Genomic DNA, 14133 nt, shown 5'->3' with positions numbered 1-14133 from the left:
CTCGTCCCATCCGAAGCCCCTCCCGATGTCCTTGAATAGAGCGGCCATATAAATTGAAGTATCATTTTTTTATTTCCTCTTACTTTCCCAACAAATAGAAAACCCAATTGAAACCTTTTAGTACTTCATGCCCCATTAAAAACTGTGAGCAAAATAACCCGAAAGCAGGTCGTAAACGCAGTCTTTCAACTGCTGCGCCAGGCAGAGACCGAGCTGCCGGAAGACGTCCTTTCCGCCCTGAAGGCTGCGCTGGAAACAGAGAGCAATCCAATCGCTCGCATACATTTGAACCAGATGCTGGAAAACGCCGAGATCGCGAGAGAGAACGGCACGCCCATGTGCCAAGACACCGGCACGCCTGTTTTTTTTGTGGAAGTGGGCTATGACGCGGAAATCGATTTCGACCTTATGTCAGCAATTCAGGAGGGAGTAGCCAAAGCAACGGAGGAGATACCGCTCAGGCATAATGCAGTGCATCCCATCACCAGAGAGAGCTCTGAAAGTGAACTCATGGACGTAAGCCTTTCCCTCGTGAAGGGGAACAAAGTCAAAATAACGGTCTTAACAAAGGGGTCGGGCTCAGAAAACATGTCTGCCTTGCGAATGTTCAACCCTTCCGAGATAAAACATATCAAGCATTTTGTACTGGAAACCGTGAAAAACGCTGGCGGTAAGTCCTGCCCGCCCGTCATAGTGGGCGTTGGCATCGGTGGAACCTTTGACGGAGCGGCAAAACTCGCCAAGAAAGCTGTACTACGGAAATTGGACAAACCCAAGGACAAGTTTGAACTAGAGTTGTTGGATGCCATCAACTCACTTGGCTTGGGGCCGATGGGACTTGGCGGAAACACTACCGCGATGGCGGTGAATGTCGAATACGGGGATTGTCATACTGCATCCCTGCCCGTAGCGGTCAATATGCAGTGCTGGGCTGCCCGCAGAGCTTCAATCACTTTGGAGGGGTAACATGGAGCACCGGTTAACAACGCCCCTGAGCGCGAAGGATGTGATTAAGCTGATCGCAGGAGACGTCGTATACCTGAACGGGATCATCATTACTGCCCGAGACAAGGCACATGATCGGTTATTGCAGTGGAGCAGAGAGGGAAAGAAAATACCGTTCGACCTGGAGGGCGCCACCATATATCACTGCGGGCCCCTTATGCGAAAAAAGACAGCCCTGTCTGCCGGACCAACCACCAGTGCTCGAATGAGCGAGATGACCCCAGAGCTGCTAAAAAGTTTTGACATCAGGGCCATCATCGGAAAGGGCGGAATGGGCATTACAGAGGCATTACGCGATAAATGTGTTTATCTAGCCTATACAGGCGGGTGTGGATCGGCCGCCGCCAAACAGATAAAGCGCGTCGTCGGCAACCATTGGGCAGACCTCGGGATGGCGGAGTCTGTTTGGGTTCTTGAAGTAGAAAATTTCGGGCCCCTCATCGTCGCAACAGATGCCCATGGCAACGATCTGTTTGATGACGTTCAAAAAAAAGCAAATGAAAAAGTTCAAGTAAAAGGAAGCGTGGAGTTGCCATAGGGCATTACGATTATCTTGGCATCTCCATGCTTTTTCATCGCCGCCTCCAAAGCCACCCCCACATCTTTCACCGGTATGAAGAAGGATTTTTCCGCCAGATGATCTGGCAGCTCTGATAGGATGTAAATGTCATGCTTTTCCGCTATACGTGCGATTGCAGCAGCCATATGTCCCCCTAACTTGAAATTTCTCTCTAGCCGATCGATCACTTCTCTGGGGCTATTCGCCTCTCTTACCCAGGACTCAAGCACAGCACTGCCCATCCCCTCTGGGCATTCGGCGACCAAGATTATTGAGCCATCTCTCGAGACGGCATGTTTTGCGTTGTCCAGGGCTTTGTATGCTTGATAAACGTTGAGGTCCTTGGGCGCGCCACCAGAAGATGCGATCACTATATCTGCCCGCTCCTTTATGGGAACCCTGTAAATTTGATCTGCATAGATTGCTCCGGCCCTATGCGCATGTACCGGGTGCCCCGCAACTGCCCTAACAATTTCTCGTTTGGTATTCAAGACCACATTCAGGATGAAATCTATCCCCAACATGGCCCCGGCTTCCTCCATGTCCTTCCGGACTGGACTGTCCGCGCATCCGGATGCAGCATTTGGCAAAAGCATCAGTTTATGATTCATTTCTATCGTCTCCCTTGAACTGACGCCCGGCAAAATGGACTTCGCACCACCGCTGTAACCCGCAAAGTAATGAAGCTCTATGGTGCCGAGACATATCACGACATCTGCATCGAAGACGTCCCTTAGGATGCTGACCTTAGTCCCACTCCTGGTGCTGCCAACATATATACAATCATCTGCATCATGATTGATGCACTTAATTTGATCATAAACGTCTCCCACCAACGATTTTCTCTCTGCCTCGATCAGTTTTCTGTGAAGCCCTGTTGCAAAAACTACCACCACGTCTTCGCTGGATACGCCACCTTTGTTCAGCTCTTCTAACAAGGGGGGCAGCAATTTTGAAGTGGGCGTGGGACGCGTAATATCGCTGACGATGATTGCCGTCTTCCCGTGGGGAGGCACCAACTCAGAAAGTTTTTTGCTGCCTAGGGGACTCATCAGCCCTCTTTTGATTTCCACCTCTCCATCCTGTCCGGGAAGATCGTTGGGTTTGACGATTTGTGAATTGGGAGGTAAAGTTAAATCGATCTCTTTCTTCCCATATTTTAGCGATAGATGGCTCAACCTATCCATGGCTTTTCCTCAGCCAACAAAAGCTTCTGACCCCTGACCGTTAATTTATTAGATCGCTTTGCCACTCCCCTGATGAAGCAGGCATTTTGATTTAGAGCCCGACACAAGCCAACTGTCGATGTATTTCCCATCTTTATCTCTTCCTCTATCTTGAAAACTATTTCAAGAAATTCTTCATCATCGGAAGATGCGATTCGTATCAAATTGCTCAGCTCATCCAACCCACATTGAAAATTGGCTCTCACATCAGAATAGGATGCCTGAAACTCTTTTTCAGGAACCCCCGCATCCTCGGGCATTCTCCACCTGCTCTGGATCAATCCGCCCTTTTGAAGTATTTTGAGGCTTTCACTTACGTCAGCACCTACTGCTTTTTCAAGCTCCTCCTTGGTCATCCAGTCAGAGGAGAAGGCATTAAACACCTTTTTATGTAAATCTGATCCAAATGCTTGTATCAACGGAACCAGATCAGCAGGATCATTAACGATTCTTGTCCTCTTTGGCATTCTTCTCACCCAAATATATTTCTCTTAAAATCCGATAAAGGTTTTGAATCGTTATGGTAAAAAGCTTCTACAAAATGTAAAGAATATCAGAACTCGATCAGGATGTTCTCGAGACGACTTTACCACCTGCTTTAACTCGCTTGGTGTTAACCTTACCAACCAGTTTCACATCCCCCCCGGCCTGAACATGGTCCATCATTACTCCTGGTCTGATCAATGCATTGCCCCCACATAGTACGTCGCCATCTATCCTGGCTCCGTCCAACAATGTTAGGTCATTTTCAACCTGGACATTTCCCTTAATGTGTGTGCTGGGCCCAAGGAGGGCATGATTTGCTGTCAAGTTCCCTTTGATTTCTGAGGACTTTCCGAGCTCTAGCGTGCCGGAGACAGCCAAGTCACCCCAGAAGTACACTTTCCTACCGACTATCAGGTTTCCGTCCACATTGAAGTCTCGATCAACAAAAGACCTGCTCAAAATCACATACGTGTTCGTTCCAATATGTTTCTTGAGGACCATTTTTTTCACCTGTCCTATATCGCCAATTCAATGATGAAAGCGAGCAATGCCACCATCATTCCATTCTTGAGAAAAGATGAGGACCTTGATGGCCTTTTGATCGTCACAATTGCCGCTAAGAAGCACACATCTGCAAAGCCCACGACCATTAAATAAGGCATGCCAAAAATGTTAAGCACGGCTGGCAATGGGCTCAATAATATGGCCCCTAATATGAACATTGAGGCTATGGCTGCAGACCTTTTCTCCCCAATCGCAATCGGCAATGTTATGGTGCCCTCTTTTTTATCGCCTTCCATATCCTCCATATCCTTCACTATTTCTCTACCCACCGTAGATAACATTGCAAGCATGAAGGGCACTGATGTGGTCACGAGCCCACCAACTGCCGCCCCACCAAACAGAAAAGTAGAGCCTACCAGATAGCCAATGCATATGTTACCCCATAATATCTTTCTCTTCAACGTATGTGAATAATAGATCAGTACCATTGAGCTTAAAAATGCGATGAACAGGCATGTAGGGTTTAGGAAAAACGAGAGCACTGTACCAATGACGAACAGACTCAGAGAGAAAAGAAGGGCATTCCTTGGGCTAATTCTTCCGGAAGGTATCGGTCTATCTGGACGGTTTATGGCATCTATCCTAGCGTCATAGAAATCATTGATCGCATTGCCACCAGCGGTGATCAAGCATCCAACGATGGAGGCAATTGCTATAGGCTGTATGTTATCGATGAAAGTACTTTCTGCACCCATCAGACCACCGATTGCTATGGCAAGTCCAGCCATTACACAATTCTGGGGTCTAGCCAGCTCAATATACCTGATCACCTTCCCAACCCCCGGTCCAATTTCTGAGTTGATGCCTTAATTGCATGTACATCCATCTCAATTATCTTTAGCCTGTCGACCTGCTCATTAGCCAATATAAGATATATCTCATACAAGAGCTTTGCCTACTGGCTCGTAATCCTAAAACTTATGGTCCCTTTCGTCTTCTGGGCAAAAATCGGCCCAGCCTTGGATTCCCCCACTTTTTCAAGGGTCTTTTCTATTAGATAAATATAATACCTTAGCTGGGCCCTTCATATTTGCATAGACCAAGAGGCCACATTCACCATCATCTAGCGTTCCTTGCAAAGCCTTCCTCATGAAACACAACAATCTTAACTCCACTCTTTTTTCTTGTCACGTACCAATCTGTATTGGGTCTGACAGTCTCCGCAGCGTTGCTATGGCGGATAATGCGGCCAAATAACTGGTTCTTGGATTGGCTGGTGATGGGACGTTTTCCACCCTTGTTTCAAACTTACCAAAATCCCCCTCTACGCAAATTTCATGAACATTTCTTTCCAGCGTCGGGTCAGCTATTATTCGAATTTTAGTGTTTTGAGTGCCGATACCAGCAAGGCTGAGCGTTGCAGCCACATTCACATTATCTGGAAAGCCCTTGACCGCATCTTCTGCACTTCCCTCGAATATGAGAGTAGGTTGCTCTAAGGTGCTCAGATCAATCTTGCGTTGCTCGATATAAGGCGCTCTCTCCAGAGAGTGCACTGGCTTCCTGGTGGTCAGCGTCACAGAGTCTATTTTACCTATAGAAGCTGATTTCAGTCCGTCCAAGCCCACGATTGCACCTGAGGGCAGATAAACCTTGCAACCATATGTCCTTGCCAAGAGGGTTATCTCCTTTAGAAGGTCAGGGCTGGTCAATGCCCCAACACTCATGATCATCACATCTTTGCCCTTCTTGAGTGCAGAAGGCACTATCTCCCTCACGGCTGTTTGGGAGGCGCACTCTACCACCAAGTCCACAACATCTATCAACTCTGCGGCGCTCATCACCTCTGGGGGCGATCTCAGAGAGGATGCAAATGCCGATGCAGCCTGAAGTTTTCTATCTGCTATCGCCACCAGTTGTACCTTTATGATCCCTTTATCGACTGCCCTGCAAATCTCCCTCCCGATCGCTCCACATCCCACTATTCCTATCTTAATCATCAAAGGAAACTATATATCGGGGGTATGAAATTACTTACGGTGAAACATGACAATTACTGACCTTGAGCGCTTCCTCGAAGAAGATATCGGATCCGGAGACATTTCGGGGGCAGTGGTCCCTGAAGTTCCTGTGATAGCGCAGATTAAGGCTGATAAACCGGGATACTTAGCAGGGCTTGAAGAGGCAAAAGCTGTGTTTGAGCATTTTGAGCTAAAGGTTGAGTCCCAATTCACCGATGGGTCTGAAATTAAAAAAGGGGACGTAGTTCTCAAGATTAGTGGCAGCTCCAGATCAATTCTGGCAGCAGAGAGGCTGGCATTGAACTTCTTGGGCAGGATGAGCGGCATAGCTTCGTTAACCAGAGAATGTGTTAAGATCAGCAAGGGCGTCAAAATCGCAGGCACTAGAAAGACCACGCCGGGCTTCAGAAAATATGAGAAAAAGGCAATTGCAATTGGGGGAGGGAACACACACCGATTTGCCCTATCTGACGCGATATTGATCAAGGATAATCATATCCAGATCGCGGGTCTGGAAAATGCCGTAAGGAATGCTAAAAAGATTTACCCTACAAAGGAAATCGAAATCGAAGTGGATAATGTCAATGATGCGATTAAAGTAGCACGACTTGGCGTTGACATCATAATGTTTGATAATATGAATCCAGAAGATATCAGAGAAGCTGTGGAGAAATTGAAGAAAGCAAAACTTAGAAAGCTGGTGCGGCTTGAGGCATCTGGCGGCATCAACCTAGAAAACATCAGCGAATTCGCAAGTACCGGAGTGAACATAATGTCATTGGGAGTGCTCACGCATTCTGCCCCATGGGTAAGTTTCAGTCTGGATATCATATCATAACATAAAGATCTAACCTGCTATTATTACGAGAAAGTTGCCAATGCCCACTTAGAGGGGATGAGGTCCTCTTTAACAATGAGAAGTAAAGAGTTCTAGCTTCCGATGTAGGAAAGCGGTATTACACAGTATAGCATTATAGACTCCCGCCATAGATCCCCACCTGAAACTGCTATGACCACTTTTCCATCCCGATTTTCTCCTTGATTAAGCATCCCTATCGGCTAAGAATGCTTTCCATGACGTCGTTTTCGATTTCTTCTATGGTGGGTATGAGGGTAACTTTGCTTGCCCTATCTGACAATGAGGCTATGTCCCCCCGATCTATCAAGTCCAGTCTCCATTTCCTCGTAGCAGCTAATAACTGTTTCAGACCGACGCCAAGTCTACTATAATAGTAGGTGTAGACACCTATTGCACCTGCCGGGATGTCTCGGAAATTATCTCCGAATTCACTTTTTAGCTCTGGTGTAGCTATGAAGAACTGTTCTGGAGCTTCGCCATATTTCTTTGCGAATGCCTGGGGCAATTCTCCTTTCACAGCAAGCTCTGTGAAATAGGATGCTTTCAAAGCGGCTGTGATGGGGGCTCTGGCCATAGCGATGGCTTTTACACATGGGCCGTCTCCGAGATTGCTCATTGCCATCGATTTAAACATCTGCGTCTCGTTGACAAAACCACCAGCCATTACGATATCTGGCACGTATCTTCCCTTATCCATCAGCAACTCCATGCATTTCAAAACCTGTGCCTCTAGATATACGGTGGGAGTGCTACACTCATTCATCATTGGAACCGGGCTCATGGCCGTCCCACCTCCCGCTCCATCGAACGTCACCACATCGATTTTTGCCTCTGATGCGACCTTCAGGGTAAACGCTACCACAGAAGGACGATATGCCCCAGTTTTCAAAAAGACTTTTTTTGCGCCTTGTCCCCTTAGCCATTCGACATCTTCGACAAAGCTCCTTTGCTCTGGCATTCCTACACGAGAGTGGCGTTCAAAGGATCGGAACACTCCTTCTCTAAAGGCCTCTTGCACAGACATATCCTCTGGATCTGGAATGACGATGTATCCTCTCTGCTTAAGCAGCTTAGCCTTCCCTATATCATAGATTCTCACTTCCCCACCTATGGCCTTTGCTCCCTGACCCCATTTTCTTTCTATGATGTTGACACCCAACTTTGACAATGCATATGTGTCCGCCCCCAGCCTTTGGTCTTCGACATTGGTTTGCACCACTATGTCACCATGTTTTCCGTCCCAGAACTCCCTGTACTTTTCAACCCTGTACTGCAGGTCCTCCGAATGCACAACCTTCCCTCCGGTTATCCTTGCGGCAGGGTCCATTCCACATACGTTCTCTCCGATAACTTGTATGGTTCCGGTTAATGCTGCGCCTATTGCAAGGGAGTCCCAATTCTTCTTGGCTACGGCCGTAGATCCAAGACCAGCTGTTAACACTGGTATTTTGAGCGGAACACCTCCCACTTCGGTTCTTATGTCTACTGCCTCAAATATCGCTTTGTCTGGGTCCGCTTCGACCCCCTTGGCACCCAGCACATCAACCAAAATCTGAAAATGACTCCAATCAAGCGCATAATCTTTATTTGACGCAGATGTACTTTCGCTAAATACCTCTGGAGAAGGATAGAGAACTTCTCTTCCTCTGAACGCAGACAACCCAATTTCACAGAGCGTTTGACAATTTCTGATGCATATTGGGCACATTCCAGAAGTCGGATTTATATCCGTTAACCTTGTTCTTGTTCCAGTTGTAGACCTTGCATTTGCATATATGTCAGCCATGTTTTTCACCACGCACTTTAATCATCGGTAATATATTTCCTTTAAATTTGCTTTTTAGGCTCCAATATATAAATTTAGCGGCAAAAAATTTCCGATATGATATGTATATAAGCGTTGATAACACAACGACATTCATGGTCAAAACCACAGATGAACAGAGGTTGTTGGACATTCTGGGCACCCTTAGAGATAGCAAGGAGCCTCTCGGCGCAACTATCATCGCGAGGAGACTTGAGAAATTGGGGCACCATATCGGCGATCGAATGGTAAGAAATTATTTACAGATACTGGATGAGAGGGGATTCACAAAGAAAGCAGGTCGGCTTGGACGTCTAATCACAGAAAAGGGAATAACAGAGCTTAACGCAGAAAAAATCCATGAGAGGGTGGGCTTCATAAAATCAGTGATCCAAGATTTGACCTACAGAGTAACCTATGACCATCTCACGCGCGAGGGGGATATCATCATAAATATCAGCTTGCTGAGGGCTGAGAGGCTCAAGAAGGCCCTTAGTGTGTTAAAGAAGGTACATGAGAGCGGCTGGATGATCAATCCTCTGGTAAAGGTCTTTTCAGAAGGAGAGGATGCATGTGGAGTCACTGTACCAAAGGGCAAAGCAGCCATATGCACCGTGTGTAGCATCAATATTGATGGAATTCTAGTGAGCAGGGGTGTACCTACGGATCCGATCTATGGCGGGATAGTGGAAGTGAAAGATAAAAAACCCGAGAAGTTCGTAGAAATAATCCGCTTTGACGGATCATCGCTCGATCCATTGGAGTTGTTCATGGCGAAAGGCATGACGAGCGTTCTCAAAGTTGTCAAAGAAGGTAGGGGCAGGATACTTGCAAATTACAGAGAGATACCCGCATCCTCACGAAAAGAGGGCATGGAAGTCCTTGACCAAATCAGCACTCTTTTTAAAGGCATCATGATGGTCGGTGAGGCGGGTGAAAGGGTACTCGGACTTCTCCCCCCTACACGAAGTTGCGGTGTAGCAGTCATTGGAGGCTTAACGCCCATTGCAGCCATAGAAGAGGCGGGAATAGCTACTGAAACAAGGGCAGTACATGGGCTGATGCCGACTAAGAGGATGAAGCACATAGAAGAGCTCATCTAAAATATTTTTTTTAACTCCGTGACCCTTTTTAGTGAGATCCTGCCTTTTCTGTCATGGTGCTCACAAGCAGCCCCCCTGATCCCAATAACATCGGGCTTCATCTCCCTCAGCAGCAAAATATCCTCAGATCTGAGAGATCCTGCCAAGGCCACGAGCAAGCCAAACCCATGTCCACATTCGGTAAAATCCCTTATTTTTTCAAGGCTCATGAAGTCAAACAGCCGCTTACCATCTTTGATGCCTGTGTCCACCAGTATTCCCTCGCACCCGGATTCGCTTGCCACCTCTGGCAATAGCAGGGGGTCCAAACTGCCAACCCGTCTAAAGTCGGCATAACCAGAGGCTATTATACTGATTTCGTCATTGAAGTCCCCCACGCTTCTCACCACAGCTCTCATGACCTCCAACGCCTCTCCCTGGTTCTTTGTCCCATACAGCCCAACCTTTATGTAATCCGGGCCAAGTGAAGCACAACCCAAAGCAGCCAAGCTGACCGTGCCAGGCAAATACGGAACATCTCCCAGAGCACAGCTCATCTCAATATCGTCCGGAAGGGTTTGCTTTATCTCATTTATTATCCACGGAAAATTTGCCCCCAAAGACCCTTCTTTTGGGTTTTTCACATCGATGATATCTGCACCACCTTTTAGAGCATCAATCGTCTCGTCTGCATCAACAACGCTGACCAACAATTTCATTTTCCCATCCCTTCCATGGTTAAGAGGACTGCCATACTAAAAGCGGGAGCGGATACAGATGTTTTTTCAGCAGAGAGACCGATGTACCTCTCGACGAACTCCTCAAAATATGTGATGTCGCTATAGCCCAACTGCCTGATTGCAACATTTCCTAAAAAAGGCGCACCCGTTCCTGCAAGTATTACTGGCGTATTTCTTTCCATATCCATATGCTGTTGTTCGATCACATGGATAAGACCAGCTTGAATCTGCTCGACCTGTTTTTTGTATATGTGGTTTGCTATACACATGACATCAGCCTCGTCCAGCATGTCCATATCAGCACATATTAACCTTGCTATTCTTCTTGATATATCTTCTTTGGCTTTACCACTCCCATCAGGCGTCTCACAGGAATATTCCTCCTCCCGCATATGATCCAAGATAAGATGGACGTCTGCGGTTATGCTGAAATATTCTGAGGACACGGGTATAGCATTATTTCTGAAGGGAACGGACTGCACTATCGTGGCGAGATTTGTTCTGAGCGCACCCGTGTAGACCAATTCCCCGTAGGACAGCCTCTCAAGATCATTTCTCCCCAGAGCTGAAGGCTTTCCATCCACTATGGGAACTATATCCGTAGTCGTGCTCCCGACATCGATGAAGAGCGCGTTAGGTACATACCTTGAGATCAGAAGCGGGGGGGCAATCCAGTTAGAGGCCGCGACTTTCAGCGGATATCTGAGAGCTTCCTCTGCATTGATGAATTCTGCAGAGGAGCTTAAGACCAACGTTTTTGCCAGGGATCGAACGGAGTTCAAAATGTGCTCAACGCCTTCTCCTTTAGAAGAGAAGCAGTCCGCCAGTTCAGCGGTCATAGTAACCCCTATCAATTTTTCTGCTTCCGGAAGGCGTGCTCTGATGAATTGGGGGAACTTATCGCTGAGCTTCCAAAAGGGAAAGTAATCTGAGCCTATATCCAGTACTTCTCTCTTTTTTCCTTTGACCCTTAGGACGGCGACCTTCGTATAAGCGCCACCTATATCAAGGCCGATGATCAACACAACATACTACCCCTATTTCTCTCAACTTTTTTTGAACAGCATTAATCTCATCTGTGATACCATATAAACTTGAACTCTTGACAGATGCCAGCACCTTACCTTCCTCTGAAAAAGGAGGGGATATGACCTCAGGAATCTGCAGTATTTTTTCATATCCGACAGCACAACTCCTTTTCAAGGGAAAAATGACGACAGACCCAAAGCCATTTAGATTTACGGAGGAGGGGAGATCATCTTCAAGACAGCCGACCAGCAATTCCCCCATTTGAATTACATTGGAGAGCGCTATGAAAGAGGTGGTAACTCTGGGGTTGATTTCCATGAAATATGTTCTATCCCCTGACACCAACAAGTCCATTCCGACAAAACCAAATAACCCCAATTTTTGTGCGATAGCCTTTGATTCCTCAAATATTTCCTCTTTATGCGCACAGGGATATGGAGATATGCCGCCCAGGTAGCTGATATTGCTGCCAGAGATGTTGATTCGTTGAGAATTCATGGAAATGGGAAGCGCTCCGGATTTGGAGCAAATGAGGCTGCAGCTCATATGTTCACCTTCACAAAACTTTTGGGCGATAAGCTTCTTCGCCATCGAGACATCAGACACTTTTTTTACGGCACCCGCCAGCCCTTCATTGGAATTTACCACACTGATTCCTTCACATCCGGCACCATCGACCGGTTTGATGACTACAGGGAAGCCTATTTCATTACAATATTCCGAGATAGGATCGACCTCTATTGGAAGAGCGGCATAATCTGGCACTTCAAAATATCTCGATATCCTGGAGGCGAGCCCATAAGTCTCATCCTTATTTGAGCAAGATAAGATGCTTTTAGAGGGGCACCCTATTACCGACGTTTTGGCTTCGATCATTTTAGTAAGGTCATACAATAGATTATCCGGAGCGATCGGAATGCAAGCATCCACATATGGCAAGATTTTTTTTACATCCTGCAGGGAGGAATAGGTTTTGATCTTGTCCGCAGGCGGTCGAATGCCAAGTTTACTTATCTCTGGGCATAACAACGTATGCACTTCATGCCCAGCAGCAGAGAGACTGCTGCAAATGCTTTTCAACATTGCATAACCCTCGGTCAGCAGAGGCGTTTCGCCCAAACCTCCAGCACTTACATACTCAAAAACGAAAATTTTCATGGAATGTTATTTAAAAACACGTCATATATTATATTGATATTGATGAGAATCATTCCGGTGATGGATGTCAAGGGTGGTATGGTAGTCCACGCAAAAGCAGGAGATAGGGAGAGATATCAGCCAATTAAGAGTGTTCTAACCCCGTCTACGAATCCTGTAGAAGTTGCAAATGCATTCAAAAAGCTTGGAGCCAGAGAACTGTACATAGCTGATCTAGACGCGATAGAGAAGCGGGGATCTAACCTTAAATCAGTGTTGGAGATAAAGAAATTGGGCTTTGATATTCTGCTAGACAGTGGAATATCCACTGCAAGAGATGTTAAGGACCTGGCAGATGTGGGAAGCATAGTGGTTGGAACTGAGACGTTACAATCACTGGATGAATTGGAAAAAATGACCGAGACATGCGAAATTGTGTTAAGCCTGGACTTCAAGGGGGGTGAACTATTGACAAGGATAAAGGAATTAAAGAATCTTGATGCAGAAGACCTGATCAAGATCATTTTATCTTATGATCATGATATTAAGAGGTGGATTTATCTCGATCTGAAAAGGGTCGGGACCTCTTGCGGAATGAGAGAGGATAGGATAAAAAAAATGGTTAAATCAATACCAATGCCCCTCCTAGTGGGTGGTGGTATAAATAGTATATCGGATATCAGACGGATGCAAACGATTGGTGTAAGCGGCGTTTTAGTTGCCACTGCCATCCATAACGGAAGAATCACCAAAGAGGACATTTGTGGGAGCCGATATCAAAGCTGAGCGCATTGTGAGAGATCACATTATAAGAGATGTCTTGCAAAGACTTTTGGGTATTCATTTCATTTTATTTAGAGTGTACATGAATTTTATTTAGAGTGTACATGAGAAGATATACCAGAGATTGAGTTGAAGGCGTCATCTCATATAGGGTGTAATTAGAAACGTTTGTAAAGAAGAAGAAAACAAAACAAAGTGATAAAAGAAAAGAAAGAGGCTAAGAGTAAAATGCATATGTATCCCTTCACAACGCTGGGCATAATCCTGATATCCCTAGGGGTCTTATTGGTGGTGATACCTTTCCTGATGTAATATGCCCCATTTAAGGGGTATGCATCCCTTCATAATATACGTTTACCAGCGCAACAACTTCTATTTCATCACATCGCCCATCTTGCTCCTAACTTTCATCATATCGATAATGCTCTTGTGCAGATACATCGTTTAGGTTTGAAAATTAGGATTTTTTTTTTTCAGTCTTATTTTAAATAATCGCCGCAATACAAGTCATACATTAGGGATAGTGCATACAACACAGCTTTAAATTTTAAAGGAGTAAAATAGTCACCAACTGCATTGAAGATGACGTTTGCAAAAATGATACCACCCGCTCACCCCTGCTAGGTTCCAAGCATTAATGGTTGAATAGGGGCCATTAGCAACGCCCGTAACATGAACCACCGAGGAATCATAGGTGATGTTTATGGTGCCGGTGCCGTAGGATTGCACATCGTTGAGGGTAACAGGGAGAGTAACGTAAGAGCCCGCTGGTGTCGTTATCTCAGGTATGGAAACTGTTGTTGCCTGAGCAGCTGTAATTGTCAGTGAGCCCATGAGCATTAAGATCAGGAGCATTAGTCCGTAGGCTTTTCTTGTCGTTTGCATGTCTTTTTTCCTG

General features: G+C 46.1%; 15 protein-coding genes. 5 read left to right on the top strand and 10 right to left on the bottom strand.

Annotated features, from left to right (window positions below):
- Window positions 1-144: 144 nt before the first annotated feature.
- Window positions 145-966: a fumarate hydratase gene (locus tag PHI74_00075; GenBank protein MDD5484421.1), complete on the top strand. Its 822-nt coding sequence runs from the start codon at window positions 145-147 to the stop codon at window positions 964-966.
- 1 nt (window position 967) lies between these two features.
- On the top strand, window positions 968-1543 hold the full coding sequence (locus PHI74_00070; protein MDD5484420.1) for a FumA C-terminus/TtdB family hydratase beta subunit: 576 nt from the start codon (window positions 968-970) through the stop codon (window positions 1541-1543).
- Here PHI74_00070 and larA read toward each other — a convergent pair.
- The 5 genes from larA to PHI74_00045 all read right to left on the bottom strand — a co-directional run bounded on the left by larA (window position 1513) and on the right by PHI74_00045 (window position 5780).
- Complete coding sequence (gene larA, locus PHI74_00065) at window positions 1513-2751, bottom strand: nickel-dependent lactate racemase (protein ID MDD5484419.1); 1239 nt, start codon at window positions 2749-2751, stop codon at window positions 1513-1515. The two genes, PHI74_00070 and larA, sit on opposite strands and share 31 nt — an antisense overlap.
- On the bottom strand, window positions 2739-3257 hold the full coding sequence (locus PHI74_00060) for an ArsR family transcriptional regulator (protein ID MDD5484418.1): 519 nt from the start codon (window positions 3255-3257) through the stop codon (window positions 2739-2741). Before PHI74_00060 ends, larA begins: the two co-directional genes overlap by 13 nt.
- A 97-nt stretch (window positions 3258-3354) precedes the next feature.
- Window positions 3355-3777 carry a polymer-forming cytoskeletal protein gene (locus tag PHI74_00055; protein ID MDD5484417.1) on the bottom strand — a complete coding sequence of 141 codons (423 nt, stop codon included), beginning with the start codon at window positions 3775-3777 and terminating at the stop codon, window positions 3355-3357.
- Window positions 3778-3791: 14 nt separating this feature from the next.
- Window positions 3792-4610, bottom strand: coding sequence for a geranylgeranylglycerol-phosphate geranylgeranyltransferase (locus PHI74_00050; GenBank protein ID MDD5484416.1), 819 nt, complete (start codon window positions 4608-4610; stop codon window positions 3792-3794).
- A gap of 357 nt (window positions 4611-4967) precedes the next feature.
- The gene (locus PHI74_00045; protein MDD5484415.1) at window positions 4968-5780 is read right to left on the bottom strand and encodes an aspartate dehydrogenase; all 813 of its coding nucleotides are present in this window, start codon (window positions 5778-5780) and stop codon (window positions 4968-4970) included.
- Between the two features lie 46 nt (window positions 5781-5826).
- Between PHI74_00045 and nadC the strand changes: the two genes are divergently transcribed.
- The gene (gene nadC, locus PHI74_00040; protein ID MDD5484414.1) at window positions 5827-6639 is read left to right on the top strand and encodes a carboxylating nicotinate-nucleotide diphosphorylase; all 813 of its coding nucleotides are present in this window, start codon (window positions 5827-5829) and stop codon (window positions 6637-6639) included.
- Between the two features lie 214 nt (window positions 6640-6853).
- On the opposite strand, the gene PHI74_00035 is transcribed toward nadC, so the two are convergent.
- Complete coding sequence (locus PHI74_00035; GenBank protein MDD5484413.1) at window positions 6854-8446, bottom strand: FMN-binding glutamate synthase family protein; 1593 nt, start codon at window positions 8444-8446, stop codon at window positions 6854-6856.
- 134 nt (window positions 8447-8580) lie between these two features.
- Between PHI74_00035 and PHI74_00030 the strand changes: the two genes are divergently transcribed.
- The gene (locus PHI74_00030; GenBank protein MDD5484412.1) at window positions 8581-9567 is read left to right on the top strand and encodes an NrpR regulatory domain-containing protein; all 987 of its coding nucleotides are present in this window, start codon (window positions 8581-8583) and stop codon (window positions 9565-9567) included.
- Here PHI74_00030 and PHI74_00025 read toward each other — a convergent pair.
- Genes PHI74_00025 through PHI74_00015 form a run of 3 tightly spaced genes read right to left on the bottom strand, consistent with a single transcriptional unit; the run spans window position 9564 to window position 12473 of the window.
- Window positions 9564-10265, bottom strand: coding sequence for a (5-formylfuran-3-yl)methyl phosphate synthase (locus tag PHI74_00025; GenBank protein ID MDD5484411.1), 702 nt, complete (start codon window positions 10263-10265; stop codon window positions 9564-9566). The two genes, PHI74_00030 and PHI74_00025, sit on opposite strands and share 4 nt — an antisense overlap.
- Window positions 10262-11311: a hydantoinase/oxoprolinase family protein gene (locus PHI74_00020; GenBank protein ID MDD5484410.1), complete on the bottom strand. Its 1050-nt coding sequence runs from the start codon at window positions 11309-11311 to the stop codon at window positions 10262-10264. Before PHI74_00020 ends, PHI74_00025 begins: the two co-directional genes overlap by 4 nt.
- Window positions 11292-12473, bottom strand: coding sequence for an ATP-grasp domain-containing protein (locus PHI74_00015; GenBank protein ID MDD5484409.1), 1182 nt, complete (start codon window positions 12471-12473; stop codon window positions 11292-11294). Before PHI74_00015 ends, PHI74_00020 begins: the two co-directional genes overlap by 20 nt.
- 42 nt (window positions 12474-12515) lie before the next feature.
- Between PHI74_00015 and PHI74_00010 the strand changes: the two genes are divergently transcribed.
- A complete protein-coding gene (locus PHI74_00010; GenBank protein ID MDD5484408.1) occupies window positions 12516-13238 on the top strand; it encodes a HisA/HisF family protein in 723 nt (240 codons plus the stop codon).
- Between the two features lie 561 nt (window positions 13239-13799).
- On the opposite strand, the gene PHI74_00005 is transcribed toward PHI74_00010, so the two are convergent.
- Window positions 13800-14133, bottom strand: a 334-nt coding sequence (locus PHI74_00005; GenBank protein ID MDD5484407.1) for a cohesin domain-containing protein, incomplete at its 5' end; no start/stop codon positions are given.

This window comes from Methanocellales archaeon (genome assembly GCA_028715985.1).
In the GTDB taxonomy this organism is placed as follows: domain Archaea; phylum Halobacteriota; class UBA148; order UBA148; family UBA148; genus UBA148.
Note: the sequence above shows the minus strand (reverse complement) of the source record. Positions and strands in the feature narration are given on the sequence as shown.

Coding starts and splice junctions, on each gene's coding strand:
- nadC (MDD5484414.1), top strand. CDS start 5,827: ATGACAATTACTGACCTTGAGCGCTTCCTCGAAGAAGATATCGGATCC.
- PHI74_00060 (MDD5484418.1), bottom strand. CDS start 3,257: ATGCCAAAGAGGACAAGAATCGTTAATGATCCTGCTGATCTGGTTCCG.
- PHI74_00070 (MDD5484420.1), top strand. CDS start 968: ATGGAGCACCGGTTAACAACGCCCCTGAGCGCGAAGGATGTGATTAAG.
- larA (MDD5484419.1), bottom strand. CDS start 2,751: ATGGATAGGTTGAGCCATCTATCGCTAAAATATGGGAAGAAAGAGATC.
- PHI74_00055 (MDD5484417.1), bottom strand. CDS start 3,777: ATGGTCCTCAAGAAACATATTGGAACGAACACGTATGTGATTTTGAGC.
- PHI74_00015 (MDD5484409.1), bottom strand. CDS start 12,473: ATGAAAATTTTCGTTTTTGAGTATGTAAGTGCTGGAGGTTTGGGCGAA.
- PHI74_00025 (MDD5484411.1), bottom strand. CDS start 10,265: ATGAAATTGTTGGTCAGCGTTGTTGATGCAGACGAGACGATTGATGCT.
- PHI74_00030 (MDD5484412.1), top strand. CDS start 8,581: ATGGTCAAAACCACAGATGAACAGAGGTTGTTGGACATTCTGGGCACC.
- PHI74_00010 (MDD5484408.1), top strand. CDS start 12,516: ATGAGAATCATTCCGGTGATGGATGTCAAGGGTGGTATGGTAGTCCAC.
- PHI74_00045 (MDD5484415.1), bottom strand. CDS start 5,780: ATGATTAAGATAGGAATAGTGGGATGTGGAGCGATCGGGAGGGAGATT.
- PHI74_00035 (MDD5484413.1), bottom strand. CDS start 8,446: ATGGCTGACATATATGCAAATGCAAGGTCTACAACTGGAACAAGAACA.